The organism is Pseudomonas sp. B10(2017) (assembly GCF_002113295.1).
Taxonomy (GTDB): Bacteria; Pseudomonadota; Gammaproteobacteria; order Pseudomonadales; family Pseudomonadaceae; genus Aquipseudomonas; species Aquipseudomonas pudica.
The window spans coordinates 123,259-139,371 of the sequence record NZ_NEJU01000004.1 but is presented as its reverse complement, the minus strand read 5'-3'; the positions used below and the strand labels follow the sequence as shown (position 1 = coordinate 139,371).

The window sequence follows — 16,113 nt, the reverse complement described above, 5'->3', positions numbered from 1 at the left end:
ACATCCTTGCCATGCCCAACCACCTCCACAGCCCCCACCTAAGCACCCGCTTCCAGGCCCTCGACCAGTTCCTGATCGAGCACCAGCAGCTGTGGAAACCCCGCCCCTTCACCAGCCTGCAGCTGGCCTGGGAAACCGCCCACCCCGAGCTTGCCGCCCACCTGCGCCAATGCTCCCTGGCAGACGCCGAAACCGACACCACCGCTGCCCCATTGCCCGCCCCGTTCCCGCAACTGGCCCAGCAAGCCCGACAGCTTTCGGCACTCGGCAGCCTCCCGGCGACCGATCTACCCACCGCCGCGCACCGCCTCGACGTCGCCGTCCCCGGCCGCAAATGGCAGCAGATCGAAGCCTTCGCCAGCCACCTGGCCTTCCGCGAACAGCCCCGTCACTGGCTGGACTGGTGCTCCGGCAAAGGCCACCTGGGCCGCCGCCTGCTGCAACCCGGCCAACACCTGACCTGCCTGGAATACGATGCCGAACTGGTCGCCGCCGGCCAGGCCCTGAGCGCGCACCACCACTTGCCGGCGCAGCATGTGCACCAGGACGTGATGGCCAACGACAGTGCCCGCCACCTTGCTGGCGACAAAAGCGTGGTCGCCCTGCACGCCTGTGGCGACCTGCATGTGCGCCTGATGCAGTTGGCCAGCCAGCAAGGTTGCCGGCAACTGGCCGTAGCCCCCTGCTGCTACAACCGCATCGCGACGCAGCAGTACCAGGCGTTATCCACAGCCGCGCAAGCCTCCAGCCTGCGGCTGTCACTGGACGACCTGGGCCTGCCCTTGAGCGAAACTGTTACCGCCGGCGCCCGCGTACGACGCCAGCGCGACACCTCGATGGCCCGACGCCTGGGCTTCGACCTGCTGCAACGCCAGCAGCGCCAGACCGACGAGTACCTGCCGACACCATCGCTACCCGTGGCCTGGCTGGAGAAGCCCTTCGAGCAGTACTGCCGCGACCTGGCCGAACTCAAGCAATTGCAGCTGACTGGCAACCCGGACTGGGCAGCCCTGGAAGCCGCAGGCTGGCAACGCCTGGCCGAGGTCCGCAACCTGGAGCGCGTGCGCAACCTGTTCCGCCGGCCGCTGGAGCTGTGGCTGGTACTCGATCGCGCCCTGTTCCTCGAAGAACAAGGCTACAACGTGCGCCTTGGACTGTTCTGCGACTACCCACTCACCCCGCGCAACTTGCTAATCCTTGCCGAACGCGACTGTTAGCCGTAGCACAACCTGTGGATAACTCTGTGAACAAGCTTGTGATTACCTGTTGGATCCAAGCGCTATTTCAAACGCTTGGCTTATTCCGGCTTGCCCGTCAAGGCCAGTAAAAACAGGCGTTTGCGCAAAGACAGGCGGTGTACTGATCCGGCATGCCTTTCGCGCAAGACGCCGATGCCACTTGTGCATAAACATTTCTTGTGGTTGACGACTGCTTCTAAAGCCTTACTCAGAATGGCCTGATTTGCGCGGTGCCTTGTGGGAGCCTTTCAATGCGCCTTGTTCTTGGCAATCTCGATATCGTTCATCAGCGCCTTGGCCATGTCGCACAGATAATCGGCGGCACCCAGGAATTTATGGTCATCCTCCATATCCCCCTCGCGCACCAGGTGCTTGATGTAGCCCATCAGAATCGAGACATGCTCATAGGCAGCATCGACGGGGACGCCGGGCTCGACGCGTAGCAGATTGAGGGATGGGTTACCGGCTGCGAGGAAGGTTTCCACGCCTGCGGTGGTGATGGGTTCGATGATGGTTTTCTTCATGGCACAAATCCTTACTCGGGGAGGGGACTGCCAGAAATCTTTCTCACGGATTTGGGTGGCAGCCGTACGCGGGGTGAGAAACCGGTCGAATAAGGAAGCCCGGCCAGACCAAAGTCTGCCCGCGTACGGCCACCAAAAAGGGGTAGCGCTTATTCGACTTGGGTTCTCACACCCGGTCGCCAGAGCGACCCGAAAACGGTATCCGTGAGCCATTTCCCCGACAACAGCGATACTTCGGCGGCGCGCGTAGGATAGTTCCGAAGCATCCGAACCCTGAAGCCATTAGCCCCCTAGTTCAGAATTTTCGTACGGCTGATGGCCCTTTCGCGGGTAAACCCGCTCCCACAGGAATCACACATGGCTTGAGAACAGTGATATCCCTGTGGGAGCGGGTTCACCCGCGAAGAGGCCAGAACAGGCAGCAAAAAGCTAAAGCCCCACCGCTGATCCCGCCCAACGGTGTATCATCCGCCCCCCAAATCATTAAAAAGTGACGTCGCGCGCTGCCCGCCAGCCCCGCGACCTTCTGGCGTTGCGCCAGAACCGACATGGACTAACGGACCCGACCATTGTGACCCAGACCAAGCCCCTCGCCCTGCTGACCCTCACCCTGGCCCTGACCGGCTGCGCCAGCGGCACCGCTCCCCACCCCACCAGCAGCCTTGGCTGGAACCACCCCGGCATGCAGCTGGGCGGCGACAACGGCCTGCCCCTGCGCACCGAAAGCCCCTGCCGCAAGCGCGGCTGCGACAACGACAAGCTGTTCTTCAACCCAGGCAAAACCGAGCCAAGCGTCACCACCATCCATCGCGGCTGGTAGGAAAATTCTTCTTTCAGGTCGGTGACTTAGGTCATTTGCGAACATTCGCAACGAAGTGGTTTACAGGCGCCAACCGATCGTTATAATGACGCCCCATTGCCGGTATAGCTCAGATGGTAGAGCAACTGACTTGTAATCAGTAGGTCCCGGGTTCGATTCCTGGTGCCGGCACCATACGCAGGATCAAAAAAGGCTCACCGAAAGGTGGGCCTTTTTTGTTTTCAGGGTCGCCCAACCACATCAGCCTTGGCCTTGAGGTCGATGCGCTCGGTGTAGGAGCTGGCTTGCCTGCGATGGGCTGCGCAGCGGCCCCCAACGATCCCAAAGAAGAGTGCAGCCTGAGACCGGACACATCTTCCAACATAAACGCTTTGACTCGCCCACCTAGCCCCGCCACGATTTATCGTAAATTTTAGATATTCCTGTCGAGGAAAGCCAATGGCGCTTCAATTCCACGAAAGCCCTTTCCACGCCACCCACGATACAGACACAGCCAGCAAAATGGCCTTGAAAATGGACCTGTCCATTTTCATCACCGACTGCATCAAAAAAATGGGCCTCAAGCAGCATGATGCTGCGATCAGGCTGAACGTAACCCAAGCCCGAATATCCGAGCTTGCAAATGGCAAGATCGAGAAGTTCACCCTAGACGCCATGATGGACATGCTCGACAAGCTCGACTTTCGCACGAGCCTCACCCTGCCCTCGAACGATGCCGGTTCACCGCCGCAGATCATGATCACTCAAGCGCCTGGCAGCTAAACCCTGTACCCCATTTTCCGCAGCTCGTGTTTAAGCAATAAAGACGTAGCACAGGGCCTACGCACAGCATGCTAAAGAGCCACAACTCTGCTTTTTGCAAAGCGATGTTTCAACGAAACAACTCTTGTGCCATCCATGAGTAAAGTGCCCTGCTAACCTCAGGAGCCCTGCCTCATGCTGCACCTGCAAACCCCTTTGGCGCAGGCCGTGCGCCAGCTCTTCGACAGAGCCTTGCCTCTACTGGCTGGGCGGCGTTCGGGAACAGTCAAGATCTATGTCTTTGGCGGGTGCGCCTTGCACATGCTGACGAATGCCCGCGGCAGTGCGGATATCGATGCGGAGATTCAGGCCAGCGAACACCTGCTCAGGGACGAAATAAGGGCAGTTTATGCCGCGCCGGAAGACTACGAACAGGATGGTCTGGACCTGTCCGTCGTATTCGACCAGCAATTCAATAACTCGCTATGCCCCTTGCATGAAGACTACGATGCGCGGGCAATCCTCCTTCCCGGCCAGGAGTGCTCTCCTTTACAGGTTTTCATAGCTCACCCGATCGACCTCGCCATTTCAAAACTTGGGAGATTCACCGAACGCGACCAGGATGACATCAATCTGCTTATCAGGTCAGGCAAGCTGAACCTCAAGGAATTTGATAGGCTTGCCAAGGAGGCAATCGACTATTACCCCTGTGATAGAAGCGCCGTAACCAGCTGCCTGAGGTTGATTCTCGATGAAGCGCGAGAGTGGGGCCAGTAATACCAGTGAGGCGATGACTGTGCCCTCGAATACGGCGCATGGGGGCCGGCATTGCGACACCTCCCCGCTCGATTACTCGCTAGAAAAACTCTGGGCGCTTGTGTCCTCTGACATGCCCCCCTCTGATCAACATACCCGTCAGGCACTCGAGCACCTGGTCGTTCAAGCTACAAAAACCTCGCTGGACAAGCTCGACAAAGCCGTTGCCGAGACTTTCGCTCTCCTCTTCTGGTACAGAAACGAGGATATGCGCGAAGCATTGGAAAATCGCTTGAACATGCCAAGGCTCGCCCCCGTAAGGAAGCGGCGCCTGATGTATCTGGTTGACCGGCTTCGCCGTTTTCCATGCATGAAGCCGGCACAAGCCGAGCAGATGAAGAAGCTGGTCACCCGCTGGAGGGACCTGGCTCAAGATCTGAATGGCAAACAGGTAGAAAAGGCGCAAGCGGTAAACCGTTACGACAAGGTTGCTGCTACCTGGGGCGTGGCTGAGCCCGTATCCAGTCTGATGAACATGGTGCTAGAACTGCAAACCCGGCACTTTGTAGATGCCCATCATCTGCCGAACGGCTATGCCCAGTTGGCAACGCGTCCCCCTCACCACTGATCCGGCAAAGTTGGGTCAGTTGAGGTTTGTAGTGGCTGTACTCCTCCCCAAGATTGATCTCAATCAAGCCTGACGCCGGCACGCAGCATAGCCTGAGATCAGTCAGCCCTTGAGGGAAGGAAACCATGGCCAAGAAATTCCCCACAAACCCCAGCCACCCGGAGCGCATCTGCTGAGGCTGTGACCTGTATTGCCCGACCAAGGCATTGGCCTGTGGCAATGGCGCGAGTCGGACCATGCACCCGATGGAACTGTTTGGTGAGGACTGGGATAGTTTCGAGGACCGGCTGGCGAAGCCGATTGATCGCGAGCAAGGGACTGGGCCCAGGTGAAATGGGCGGCTTTGCGGGCCATCGCCGGCAAGCCGGGCTCCGACAGGTACAGTGCATGCCTTGAGCCTGGTGCAGCCCCAGCGAATCAGGTGCTGCGGTGGATGCCACGGGCTTCGCCCGTGGTCGCGGGCGCGCCCGCTCCCACAGGGATCGCGCCACCTGTGAGAAATTGAGCAAGGTAGTCGCTCCCAAAGTACCTGTGGGAGCCCGGCTTGCCGGCGATGGGCTGCGCAGCAGCCCCAGGTGCGTTTGATCAGAACGCCGTGCTGACCGTCAGCGACAGATTGCGTGGATCACCATAAATCGCCCCGGCATAGAACCCGTAGCGGGTGTAGTAGTGCTTGTCGAACAGGTTATTGGCGTTGAGGCTGACGCTGGTGTCGTCGGTCAGCTGGTACTTGGCCATGGCATTCCAGATGGCATAACCGGACCAATTCACATCAGTGGCACCGTTGCTCACACCATTGCTCGGCTGGCCCGCCGGGCTGGAGATTGCGCGGATGTTGCTCTGCGCAGCAACCCCGGCGCCCAGTGTCAGGCGGTCGAGCGGGCCGGAAAGGCGGTAGGTGGTCGAGGCCTTGAACAGGTGCGATGGGTCGCTGCGGCCGTCGCTGTCGACGCGGCGGAAGTGCAGGTAGGTGTAGCCGGCGTACACGTTCCAGCTGGGGGTCAGGGCGCCGGCGATTTCCAGGTCGATACCGTCGGTTTCCTGGCCGGAACCGGCCTTGTAGGCGTCGCCACCGGTGGGGGTGGTCAGGTCGCCGTCGAGCACTGCCTTGTTTTCTTGCTTGGTGCGGAAGTACGCCGCCGAGGCGTTCAGGCGGCCATCGAACCACTCACCCTTGATACCCGTCTCGTAGCTTTGCCCGCGAATCGGCTCGACCTTGCTGCCGTTGCTGGTTTCAGCGGTTTGCGGGGTGAAGATGTCGGTGTAGCTGGCATACAGCGAGTAGTTGTCGTTGAGGTCGTACACGGCGCCCAGGTACGGGGTGACGATGCCGTTCTCTTCCTGGCTGGTACGTGCGCCGGCCACGCTGCGGGTGGTGGCCGAGTAGTTGCTGGTGCGCACGCCGAGGATGACCGACAGCGGGTCGGTGATGCTGAGGCGGGTTGCCGCGTACATGCCCTGCAGGCGGGTGGTGGTCTTGCTGTGGCGGCCGGTGCGCGAGGCGATGATGTTGTAGTCGTCATCCACGCCATTGCGCCAGTCGGTCAACGGGAAGCCGTTGTTGGCGCGGAACTGGCAACCCAGCGCAGGCGCACTGGCCATGCCGTCGCCAACCATGGTGCAGGTGTATTCCGGCGACCAGGCCACGGTGCGGCTGTCGTTGTAGCCAACCATCGCCTGGTGGGTACGGCCGAACAGCTGGAACGGGCCGGACAGGTCGATCTGCGCCGACTGCTGGGTGGTGTCGGTGGAGCTGTGCAAGCCGTTGAGCACGGCACCGCTGCCATCCTGGTCCCAGTAGCCGCCGTAGCTGCCACGGCCCGCCGAGTTGACCTTGGCCAGGCCGCGGTGGTTGAGGGTTTCGGCGGTGCTCTGGGCGGCTTTCAGGTCCAGCGTCCAGTCATTGTCGAAGCGGTGCTCCAGCGAGCCGAACGCGGTGCGGGTGGTGTACTCGCCAAAGCTCCAGCTGGGTACCACGTTGGTGCTGCGCGGCAGGTCGGTCTTGCTGCCATCGCGGTACCAGATCGGGATGTTCGCACCCCAGCCACCGCCAACAATCTTGTTGTACTCGTACTGGTAGCCGGCACCGAGGGTGGTGGCGTCGTCCAGGTCGAACTCGAAGTTGGCCAGCGCGGCGCGGGAGCGCTCGGACTGGTTGTCGCGGAATGAGTTGGCGTCCTGCTGGGTCATCACGAAGCGCGAACGCAGGCGGCCGTCTTCGGACAGCGGCAGGTTGAGGTCGGCGCCCAGGCGGCGCTTGTCCCAGCTGCCGTAGGTGGCATATGCGCTACCGCCGAACGTTTTGGTCGGTGCCTTGCGGATCAGGTTGACGGTGGCCGACGGGTCGCCGGTACCGCCCAGCAGGCCGTTGGCACCGCGCACGATGTCGATGCGCTCGTACAGGTCCATGTTCAGTGCGTTGCCGCCGCCACTGAAGTCGGAGCCGCCCTGGAACTGCAGGCCATCGACCTTCCAGTTGCTGATTGAGTAACCACGGGCTCGGTAGTCGGTACGCCCGCCCACTTCGGACTTGCTTGCGGTCACGCCTGGGGTGGTCTCCAGCGCTTGCTCGATGGTGTGGATGTCGCGGTCATCCATCTGCTGGCGGGTAATGGTGGTGACTGACTGCGGCGTCTGGCGCGGCGTCAGGGCCAGGCCGGTGGAGCTGCGGGTGCTTTCGACGGTGTAACCCAGCTGGCCGGCTTCGTCGGCGGGCAGCAGGGCACTGTCTTCGATTTGCGTGGCTTCCAGTTCCAGGGGCTTGCTGTCGGCAGCCATCGCGCCACCGCTGACGGCCATGGCAATGAACAGTGCCAGTGGTTTGAGGCGCGTGCCGCCTCGGCTGATGGAGGGGAAGGCGTTCGGGTTGCTCTCGGAGTTCATTTGGGAAGGCTTCGTATTTGCAGATGATTTTTTGTTAGGATTCTAGGGATAGGCCCCCCGGGCTCCAGCCCCGGCTTGTACGGGGATGTAATCGAACGTAACGAGCGCCACCGGCCCTCACCGAACAGGTGTTTCCGCGCATGAGCACAACTTTGCTTGTTGTCGACGATGACGACGAGATCCGCGAACTTCTTTGTGATTACCTGACAGATGCAGGCTATAACGTGCTGGCAGCGGCTGACGGCGAGCAGATGCGCGAGCAACTGGCCCGACACAAGGTGGAGCTGGTAGTGCTGGACCTGATGCTGCCAGGCGAAGACGGCCTGAGCCTGTGCCGCCAGCTGCAAGCCACGCCGGGGCTGGCGGTGATCATGCTGTCGGCCAAGGGCAGCACGCTGGACCGCATCATCGGCCTGGAGGTGGGTGCCGATGACTACCTGTCCAAGCCCTTCGAGCCACGCGAGCTGATCGCCCGGATAAAGGCCGTGCTGCGTCGTCCGCAACGCCTGGATGCGCCCGCCGAAGAGCCGGTAGAAGATGCCCAGCTGTTCGCCGGCTTCCGCCTGGAACATGTGAAGCGCCTGCTCACCCGCCCCGATGGCGAGACCCTGACCCTGCCCCGCTCCGACTACCGCGTATTGCGCGAGCTGCTGGAAGCCAACAACCGCGTAGTATCCCGCGACCAGCTGACGCGCAGTGCGTTCGGCCGCGACCACCTGCCAGACGACCGTTCGGTGGACATGTGCGTCAGCCGCCTGCGCCAGCACCTGCGCCATGCGCCGGCGGGTACCGCGCAAATTCTCACCATCCGCAACGAAGGCTATCTGCTGAGCATCGCCGCCAACGGGGCCGATGCCTGACATGCGCTGGCTGCGCCGGCTGTGGCCACGCACGTTGTTCGGCCAGTTGCTGCTGATAATGGTCAGCGGCACCGTGCTGATCCAGTTGATGTCGAGCAGCATCTGGTTCGATGTGCGTTTTGCCCAGGTACTCGAGGCCCCTGTCCGGCTGATTGCCGCACGCAGCGCGCCGTTGATCGCCCAGGCCGACTGCCGTGCCGGTGCACTGCAGGCGCCAGCGCATTACCAGCTGCGTTGCAGCGAAACCCTGCCCACGCCGGTGCAGGACGAGCGCCGTGGGCGCAGGCGTATCGAACTGTTGCTGCATCAGGCCCTCGAGTACGAGTTGGGGCATGCCCAGGACGTGCGCCTGATTAAGGTGCAGCTGACCGATGAACACGGCCAGCCGATCGTCTGGCGCAGCCTGTTCGGCCTTCGCACGGCCCAGGCGCATCTGCAGTTCGCGGTGCCGTTGCCCGATGGGCACTGGCTGACTATCGAGGGCCAGGAACTGCAAGGCTGGAGCGGCGAGTCGGCCTGGGTGCTGATCAGCGATTACCTGTTGCGGGTGTACGCGCTGCGCATCGTCGCGGTATTGCTGGTGTGCCTGATCGCCGTGCGCCTGTGCCTGCGCCCGTTGCGGCGCCTTGCCGATGCCGCGCGCGGTCTTGGTAGCAACCTCGAGCAGCCGCCTTTGGCGCTGGATGGCCCGGAGGAAGTGCGCCAGGCGGCCCAGGCCTTCAACGCCATGCAGCAGCGGCTGATCGCGATGGTCAACGACAAGGCCCACTTCCTGGCGGCGGTGTCCCACGACCTGCGCACCCCTCTGACGCGCATGCGCCTGCGCCTGGAGCGCCTGCCGGACGACGAAAACCGGAAACGCCTGCGGCAGAACATTGCGCAGATGGACAACATGATCGGCCAGGTGCTCGATTACCTGCGCGCGGGGGAGCAACAGAACTTGCAGCAGGTGGACCTGGACCGGCTGGTGGTGCGCCAGTGCGCGGAGCTGGCCACTGCTGAAGAGCCGCTGCCGGTGCATGGCCAGGCGGGTAGCCTGCGGGTCGATGCCCTGCTGCTGCAGCGTTGCCTGCAGAACCTGCTGGTCAATGCGTTGCGTTATGCCAAGGAGGTTTCGGTCACGCTTGAGCAGGCGACCACGGGGGTGTTCATCCATATCGATGACCGCGGCCCGGGGATTGCTCCGAGCCTGCAGGCGACCATCATCGACCCGTTCGTGCGCGGTGAAGGGTCGCGCAACCAGGCGTCCGGGGGGTACGGGCTGGGGTTGAGCATTGCCCAGCGGATTGCTGCCAGCCATGGGGGCGAGTTGCTGTTGGCGAACCGCGAGGGGGGTGGGTTGCGGGTCAGCGTTTTGTTGCCTCGCTAACACTTTTGTGGGACAGGAACTTTACCACCTGGGCTGGCCTCATCGCCGGCGATGAGGCCAGCACAGGCAACACAACCACAATCAGGTAACAGTCTTTTACCGATTACCCAGGTTTTCCCCTCCCCGCCTTTGCCTATCCTATGCCCGGTCATCCTGCCTGCGATGGACCCATGAAACACTCTCTACCCAGCCGCTACGCCTGCCTCGCTCTCTGCCTGCTGTTCTCCTTCGCCAGCTTGCCGCTGCTACCCCAGCATGCCTGGCTGTGGCCGTTGACACTGATCACCACGTTGCTCAGCCTGGTCGGGCTGAACGACCTGCGGCAAAGCCACCACGCCGTGCGCCGCAACTACCCGATTCTGGGCAACATCCGCTACCTGATCGAAACCATCCGCCCGGAAATCCGCCAGTACCTGATCGAGGGCGACGACGACAAGCTGCCGTTCTCTCGCTCGCAGCGTTCGCTGGTCTACGCCCGGGCCAAGAACGAAAGTGCCGAGAAAGCCTTTGGCACCCTCAACGATGCCTACAAGCCCGGCTTCGAGTTCATCAGCCATTCCATGCTGCCAGTGGCCACGCCAGACCCGGCATCGTTCCGCATCGCCATTGGCGGGCCGCAATGCCGTCTGCCCTACTCGGCGTCGATCTTCAACATCTCGGCCATGAGCTTCGGCGCCCTCAGTGCCAACGCCATCGCGGCCCTCAACCGCGGTGCACGCATGGGCCGTTTTGCCCATGACACCGGCGAAGGCAGCATCAGCCCTTACCACCGCGAACATGGCGGTGACCTGATCTGGGAAATCGGCAGCGGTTACTTCGGCTGCCGCACCGAGGACGGCCGCTTCGACCCGCAGCGCTTCGCCGAGCAGGCGCGCTCGCCACAGGTGAAGATGATAGAGATCAAGCTCAGCCAGGGCGCCAAGCCGGGCCACGGCGGCATCCTGCCGGGGCACAAGGTCAGCCCCGAGATTGCCGCCACCCGTGGCGTGCGCGTGGGCGAGGATTGCATCTCGCCGGCGGCGCACAGTGCCTTCCGCACCCCGGTCGAATTGCTGCAGTTCGTGGCCAGCCTGCGCGAGCTGTCGGGCGGAAAACCGGTGGGGTTCAAATTCTGCCTGGGCCACCCATGGGAGTTCATGGGCATTGCCAAGGCCATGCTTGCCACCGGCATCACTCCTGACTTCATCGTCGTCGATGGCAAGGAAGGCGGCACCGGGGCGGCGCCACGCGAGTTCAGCGACAACATGGGCGTGCCGATGCGCGAGGGCCTGATGTTCGTGCACAACACCCTGGTCGGCCTGAACCTGCGCGCTGGCATCCGCATTGGCGCGGCAGGCAAGATCGTCAGCGCCTTCGACATCGCCAGCGTGCTGGCCATCGGGGCGGACTGGGTCAACTCCGCGCGCGGCTTCATGTTCGCCATTGGCTGCATCCAGTCGCAGAGCTGCCATACCAACAAGTGCCCGACCGGCGTGGCCACGCAAGACCCGCTGCGCCAACGCGCCCTGGTGGTGCCGGACAAGGCCGAGCGGGTGGCCAGCTTCCACCGCAACACGCTGCATGCGCTGGCCGAAATGTTGGCTGCCGCGGGCCTGGAACACCCTTCGGAACTCAAGCCCAAACACCTGGCGCGGCGTATCAGCCCCAGCGAAATCGGTCTGTTCTCGGACCTGCACACATTCCTCAAGCCGGGCGAATTGCTCAGTGGCTCGATTGAAAGCGAGTTTTATGCGCGGATGTGGCGGATGGCGCGCAGTGACAGCTTTGCGCCGGAGACTGGGGAGGGAGAGGTGAAGGTTGCCGGGTTGCGGCGCAGGGCAGTGGAGCCGGCGTGAAAGCCGGGGGCCGCTTTGCGGCCCTTTCGCGACACAAGGCCGCTCCCACAATGGTCCTGCGCATGCCGATCAATGTGGAAGCGGCCTTGTATCGCGATGGGCTGCAAAGCAGCCCCTAGGCCATCAGATCAGGATCAGAAGATGCTGATCGGGTACTCGACGAATACGCGGACTTCGTTGCCGTCGTCGTTGTAACCGTTCTGCTGCACGGCGTTGTTGGTACGCACGAACGAGCTACGCAGCTTGATCGACAGGTCCTTGGCCGGGCCGTCCTGCACCACGTAACGGATCTGGTTGAAGATCTCGCGCTCTTTACCTTCACCGAAGCCCTGCGGGTTGGCGACGTTGCGGGTGTTGATGTTGTCACCCACCACGTAGGCCAGCTTGTAGGTCAGGCCCGGGATGCCGTAGGCACCGAAGTCCAGGCCGTAGCCCAGCTGCCAGGAACGCTCGTCTTCGGCGTTGAAGTCGGACCAGTACGAGTTGGCCAGGTAGATGGTCGAACCACCGTCACCCACGCCACCCTCGTTCTGGTACCAGCCGTAGTTGTAGCCGGTGCTGCCGGTGCTGCGCTGGTGGGCGATGGTGAACGAGTGCGCACCGTACGCGTAGGTGGCTGCCAGGCTCCAGATGGTGTTGGAGTCGCCGTTCAGGCCAGCGGATTTCACGAACTTGTCGTCGATGTCCGACTTGTAGCCGTTGAAGTCCAGGGTCAGGGACTGGTCGCTGGCGATCGGGAAGACGTAGTTCAGGCCCAGGTAGTGCTTCTTCATCACGTCTTCGTTGTCGGCGGTGTACAGCGAAGCGGTGAAGTTGTCGGTGAACTTGTAGCTGCCACCAAGGACGTTGATCGACTTCAGGCCACCACCGTCACGGCGCTCGGCGCTCTTGCGCGCTTCCTGGGTGAAGCGACCGGCGTTCAGTTCCAGGCCCTGGATCTCTTTGGAGGTGATCAGGGTACCGGTGAAGCTTTCTGGCAGCAGACGAGCATCGTCGTACTGCAGCACTGGCAGTGCCGGCATCTGGTCACCGTACTTGAGCACGGTGTTGGAGATGCGGAACTTCACTGCAGCGCCACCACGGGCCAGGTTGTGCGGCGAGTTGGCGTTGCCGTTCTCGTCCTTGAAGTCCGAAGGCTTGAAGAAGTCGACACCGGCGCCACCGTTGTGGCCCTTGCCGCCGTCCAGACGCACGGCATACAGGCCGAATGCATCGACGCCGACACCGACGGTGCCCTGGGTGAAGCCGGAGGAGAAGTTGGCGATGACGCCCTGGCCCCATTCGATCTGGTCGTCGGTGCCGTGCTTCTTGTCACGATTGATATAGGCATTACGCAGCAGGACGTTGGCGTGGCTGTCCTCGATGAAGCCTTTGCTGTCGGCCTGATCATTGGCCTGTGCCTGGGTCGCGGCGACCATCGCCAGGGCGACCAGGCTGATCCTGGTTTTCAACATGTTGTTTTCCTTATTTCTTAATCAAAAACGCTCTGCAATATGACGCCAGGAACCAACGCCCCTTCGTAGGTTCGACGCTATGCGGATCCAGACTGGAAGGCCTGCCGGTAATCACACGGCGGCCTCTGGCAGCAGCATGGCCAAGATCATGGCCAGCAGGCGTTGGCCGAATCCTAGCTGTGTGCGATTACAAATGTCAAAAAGTCGTGAAATGCAGGTTGATATAACCAAAATAGCCCGCGTGTCTGGTGCATTTCCATGCGGGTTTGCGCTATCAGCGGACAATTTATCTTGTGTGGGAAATCGCCTTTTGATCGAACGGACAATTTCCTGTGAGGACGCTTTCGCAGCTCAAGGCTGCTCCTACAGGAAAATGCGGCGCGGCAGAGAGCGAAACAAACTGACACAGATGTAATGACAACCATTTACAAATACCCAAGCAAGAGCAAATAACAAGCATTACCATCCGCATCTCTTTTTCACCTGCTCGATCCGGATGTGCCCATGCTTGTACCCTGCCGTCTTTTACCCCTTACCCTTGGCCTGCCGCTGCTGTGCGGCGCCGGCCTGGCCAGTGCCGCCTCCACCACTCTGCCGGAACTGTCGGTGACCGCCGACAGCGAGCGCGAAGAGGACAACCCGCGGGTCAAGGAGGTAAGCACCGCGACCCGCACCTCGACGCCAGTACGCTATGTGCCGCAGGCCATCGACACGGTAAAGACCGTCAACGTGCTGGATTACGGCAGCAACACCCTGGGCAAGGCGCTGGAAGGCATCCCCAACGTCAGCAGCGGTGCCGACACCCGCTTCGACAGCGTGCGCATCCGCGGCTTCGAAGCCAGCAACGACTTCTATCTGGACGGCATTCGCGACGACAGCCAGTACGTCCGCGACCTGCATAACATCGAGCGGGTCGAAGTGCTCAAGGGGCCGGCAGCGGTGCTTTATGGCCGTGGCAGCCAGGGCGGTATCGTCAACCGGGTGAGCAAGGCGCCGGAGCACGGCCGCCGTTCGAGCATCGAGGCGCAGGCCGGCAGCGAGGACCTGCGCAGCCTGTATGCCGACCTCAGTGCCGACCCCAGCGATACCGTCAGCCTGCGCCTGAACATGGGCAACCAGGACAACAACAGCTTCCGCGACGGCATCGACGGCAGCCGCCAACTGTTCGCCCCGTCGATCAGCTGGCAGGTCACCCCCGACCTGAACTGGCTGGTGCAATACGAATACAGCCGCTACAACCGCACCCCGGACCGTGGCATCCCCGGGGTCAACGGCCGCCCGGCCGATGTCAGCCGCAGCACCACCTATGGCGACACCCAGCGCGACTACATCGACGACCGCGCCCAGTCGCTGCGCTCGCGCCTGAACTACCAGCTGAACGAAACCTGGCAGTTGCGCCATACCTTGGGTCTGTTCAAGCTCGACAGTGAGTTCGACAACACCTACGTCACGGGCTACGACGCCAGCACCGACACCTTGACCCGCCAGCGCTGGCAACAGGACCTGAACACCCGCAACCTGTTCAACACCCTGGAAGCCGAGGGCGACTTCGACACCCTGGGCCTGGAGCACAAGCTATTGCTGGGCCTGGAATTCGGCAACCAGAAGCGCGACCCGGTGCTGTACAAAGCGGTCGACCAGAAACTGCAGGGCCTGGGCAAGCCCGGCCGCAACCAGCAGCTCAATGGCCCAATGACGTTGTTTAGTGACAACCATACCGTGGTCGATAGCCGCGGCCTTTATCTTCAAGACCAGATCCGCCTGAACGATCAGTGGCAGGTTCTTGCCGGCGTACGCTTCGACCAGTTCGACGTGCAGACCACCAACAAGGATGGCGTGCGCGAAACACAGGACAGCAACAGCACCAGCCCACGCCTGGGTGTGGTCTACACACCGTGGCGCGACCATTCGTTCTACGTCTCGTGGAGCAAGACATTCTCGCCGGTTGGCGGCGGTCTGATCGGTATCACCCCGGGCGCAAAGGGCAACGGTAACGACGCCAAGCCGGAAGAAACCCGCCAGAAGGAAATCGGCGTGAAGAGCGACTGGCTCGACCAGCGTCTGACCACCACTCTGGCCATCTACGAGCTGGAACTGTACAACCGCCGCACCCGCGACCCGCTTGTCCCGGAAAACATCTTGCTCAGCGGCTTGCAGCGTTCGCGCGGCATCGAACTGACCGCCACCGGCAATATCGTCGGCAACTGGTACGTGCGCGGTGGCATCGGCCTGCAGGATGCGACCATCGTCAAGGACAACAACGGCCAGGAAGGCAACCGCATCAATGATGTGGCCAAGCGCAACGGCAGCCTGTTCGTGACCTGGAAACCGGAACTGGGCTGGTACGCCGAAACCGGCCTGACGCTGGTGGGCGAGCGTTATGCGGACAACCAGAACACCACGGTGCTACCGGGGTATGGCCGCTGGGATGCATTGGCTGGGTACCGCACGCATGACTGGGATGTGCGAGCGGCGCTGAGCAACATTGCCGACAAGACCTACTACAGCTCTGCGACCAGTGCGGCGCAGATCCAGGTGGGTGACCCCCGTAGCCTGGTGGTGACTGGCAGCTACAGCTTCTGATCTCTAGCGCCTGTGCCGGCCTCTTCGCGGGCTCGCCCGCTCCCACAGGGGCACCACATGCCTCGAAGCCTGTGAAGTATCTGTGGGAGCGGGCATGCCCGCGAAGAGGCCGGTACAGGTAATACCGATTCGATCAGTGCCACACCGCCATCAGCGCCTGCATTTCTGCTTCGCTGATCAGCCCTTGGGGATATCGTCCGGCAAGCAGACGTCGTGGGTCGGTCGTCCTGACCCTGATGCTTCCATGGTGTTTCAACCACTTCGCCACAAGCCTGAGCGATTGGTGATTCACTGCCGATGGGCGCAAAGCCGACTCACTTGCTGCGTTCATTTCTACACGTACTCCCTGGCCCGTGAGCGGCTAATTTACGTAAGGATTGTTACAGATCCGAGAGTTCGGCATGGCCGAGCTATCTGACTGA

Annotated in this window: 13 protein-coding genes, 1 tRNA gene and 1 pseudogene; 11 read left to right on the top strand and 4 right to left on the bottom strand. The window is 61.9% G+C overall.

From position 1 onward, the window contains the following. The first annotated feature begins 11 nt into the window (after positions 1 to 11). Complete coding sequence (locus tag CAF92_RS07265; RefSeq protein ID WP_085599994.1) at positions 12 to 1,217, top strand: methyltransferase; 1,206 nt, start codon at positions 12 to 14, stop codon at positions 1,215 to 1,217. A gap of 269 nt (positions 1,218 to 1,486) precedes the next feature. Here the strand turns inward: CAF92_RS07265 and CAF92_RS07260 are convergent, their stop codons facing one another. Continuing rightward, positions 1,487 to 1,762: a DUF3077 domain-containing protein gene (locus CAF92_RS07260; protein WP_013970482.1), complete on the bottom strand. Its 276-nt coding sequence runs from the start codon at positions 1,760 to 1,762 to the stop codon at positions 1,487 to 1,489. 571 nt (positions 1,763 to 2,333) lie between these two features. On the opposite strand from CAF92_RS07260, the gene CAF92_RS07255 reads away from it, so the two are divergent. The 6 genes and pseudogenes from CAF92_RS07255 to CAF92_RS07230 all read left to right on the top strand — a co-directional run bounded on the left by CAF92_RS07255 (position 2,334) and on the right by CAF92_RS07230 (position 5,039). Next, positions 2,334 to 2,582, top strand: a complete 249-nt coding sequence (locus tag CAF92_RS07255) for a hypothetical protein (protein ID WP_046614507.1) — start codon at positions 2,334 to 2,336, stop codon at positions 2,580 to 2,582. Between the two features lie 98 nt (positions 2,583 to 2,680). After that, positions 2,681 to 2,756 (top strand) — tRNA-Thr (locus CAF92_RS07250). A gap of 264 nt (positions 2,757 to 3,020) precedes the next feature. Further along, positions 3,021 to 3,344, top strand: a complete 324-nt coding sequence (locus CAF92_RS07245; RefSeq protein WP_085599992.1) for a helix-turn-helix domain-containing protein — start codon at positions 3,021 to 3,023, stop codon at positions 3,342 to 3,344. Positions 3,345 to 3,518: 174 nt separating this feature from the next. Then, the gene (locus tag CAF92_RS07240; RefSeq protein WP_085599990.1) at positions 3,519 to 4,100 is read left to right on the top strand and encodes a DUF6036 family nucleotidyltransferase; all 582 of its coding nucleotides are present in this window, start codon (positions 3,519 to 3,521) and stop codon (positions 4,098 to 4,100) included. Beyond that, the gene (locus CAF92_RS07235; protein ID WP_256573699.1) at positions 4,075 to 4,707 is read left to right on the top strand and encodes a hypothetical protein; all 633 of its coding nucleotides are present in this window, start codon (positions 4,075 to 4,077) and stop codon (positions 4,705 to 4,707) included. Before CAF92_RS07240 ends, CAF92_RS07235 begins: the two co-directional genes overlap by 26 nt. Before the next feature lie 125 nt (positions 4,708 to 4,832). Further along, a pseudogene (locus CAF92_RS07230) lies at positions 4,833 to 5,039 on the top strand (DUF3079 domain-containing protein). A 253-nt stretch (positions 5,040 to 5,292) separates the two neighbouring features. On the opposite strand, the gene CAF92_RS07225 reads toward CAF92_RS07230, so the two are convergent. Further along, on the bottom strand, positions 5,293 to 7,590 hold the full coding sequence (locus CAF92_RS07225) for a TonB-dependent siderophore receptor (protein WP_085599988.1): 2,298 nt from the start codon (positions 7,588 to 7,590) through the stop codon (positions 5,293 to 5,295). Between the two features lie 140 nt (positions 7,591 to 7,730). Here CAF92_RS07225 and CAF92_RS07220 point away from each other — a divergent pair, with 140 nt between their 5' ends. The 3 genes from CAF92_RS07220 (at position 7,731) to CAF92_RS07210 (ending at position 11,654) form a co-directional block, all read left to right on the top strand. Then, positions 7,731 to 8,450, top strand: coding sequence for a response regulator (locus tag CAF92_RS07220; protein ID WP_085599986.1), 720 nt, complete (start codon positions 7,731 to 7,733; stop codon positions 8,448 to 8,450). Between the two features lies 1 nt (position 8,451). Continuing rightward, positions 8,452 to 9,819 carry an ATP-binding protein gene (locus CAF92_RS07215; protein WP_085600144.1) on the top strand — a complete coding sequence of 456 codons (1,368 nt, stop codon included), beginning with the start codon at positions 8,452 to 8,454 and terminating at the stop codon, positions 9,817 to 9,819. A 170-nt stretch (positions 9,820 to 9,989) separates the two neighbouring features. Beyond that, complete coding sequence (locus CAF92_RS07210) at positions 9,990 to 11,654, top strand: FMN-binding glutamate synthase family protein (protein WP_085599984.1); 1,665 nt, start codon at positions 9,990 to 9,992, stop codon at positions 11,652 to 11,654. A gap of 134 nt (positions 11,655 to 11,788) precedes the next feature. On the opposite strand, the gene CAF92_RS07205 is transcribed toward CAF92_RS07210, so the two are convergent. Continuing rightward, entirely contained in the window at positions 11,789 to 13,108 is a 1,320-nt protein-coding gene (locus CAF92_RS07205) for an OprD family porin (RefSeq protein ID WP_046614512.1), read from the bottom strand. A 504-nt stretch (positions 13,109 to 13,612) separates the two neighbouring features. Between CAF92_RS07205 and CAF92_RS07200 the strand changes: the two genes are divergently transcribed. After that, positions 13,613 to 15,691, top strand: a complete 2,079-nt coding sequence (locus CAF92_RS07200; RefSeq protein ID WP_085599981.1) for a TonB-dependent siderophore receptor — start codon at positions 13,613 to 13,615, stop codon at positions 15,689 to 15,691. Between the two features lie 133 nt (positions 15,692 to 15,824). On the opposite strand, the gene CAF92_RS27605 is transcribed toward CAF92_RS07200, so the two are convergent. Further along, positions 15,825 to 16,022: a hypothetical protein gene (locus CAF92_RS27605; protein ID WP_080563721.1), complete on the bottom strand. Its 198-nt coding sequence runs from the start codon at positions 16,020 to 16,022 to the stop codon at positions 15,825 to 15,827. Positions 16,023 to 16,113 lie beyond the last annotated feature (91 nt).

Bases quoted from the DNA above. Each gene is read 5' to 3' on its own strand.
- CAF92_RS07210 (WP_085599984.1), top strand. From the start codon at position 9,990: ATGAAACACTCTCTACCCAGCCGCTACGCCTGCCTCGCTCTCTGCCTG.
- CAF92_RS07260 (WP_013970482.1), bottom strand. From the start codon at position 1,762: ATGAAGAAAACCATCATCGAACCCATCACCACCGCAGGCGTGGAAACC.
- CAF92_RS07220 (WP_085599986.1), top strand. From the start codon at position 7,731: ATGAGCACAACTTTGCTTGTTGTCGACGATGACGACGAGATCCGCGAA.
- CAF92_RS07240 (WP_085599990.1), top strand. From the start codon at position 3,519: ATGCTGCACCTGCAAACCCCTTTGGCGCAGGCCGTGCGCCAGCTCTTC.
- CAF92_RS07235 (WP_256573699.1), top strand. From the start codon at position 4,075: ATGAAGCGCGAGAGTGGGGCCAGTAATACCAGTGAGGCGATGACTGTG.
- CAF92_RS07265 (WP_085599994.1), top strand. From the start codon at position 12: ATGCCCAACCACCTCCACAGCCCCCACCTAAGCACCCGCTTCCAGGCC.
- CAF92_RS07200 (WP_085599981.1), top strand. From the start codon at position 13,613: ATGCTTGTACCCTGCCGTCTTTTACCCCTTACCCTTGGCCTGCCGCTG.
- CAF92_RS07205 (WP_046614512.1), bottom strand. From the start codon at position 13,108: ATGTTGAAAACCAGGATCAGCCTGGTCGCCCTGGCGATGGTCGCCGCG.
- CAF92_RS07245 (WP_085599992.1), top strand. From the start codon at position 3,021: ATGGCGCTTCAATTCCACGAAAGCCCTTTCCACGCCACCCACGATACA.
- CAF92_RS27605 (WP_080563721.1), bottom strand. From the start codon at position 16,022: ATGAACGCAGCAAGTGAGTCGGCTTTGCGCCCATCGGCAGTGAATCAC.
- CAF92_RS07215 (WP_085600144.1), top strand. From the start codon at position 8,452: ATGCGCTGGCTGCGCCGGCTGTGGCCACGCACGTTGTTCGGCCAGTTG.
- CAF92_RS07225 (WP_085599988.1), bottom strand. From the start codon at position 7,590: ATGAACTCCGAGAGCAACCCGAACGCCTTCCCCTCCATCAGCCGAGGC.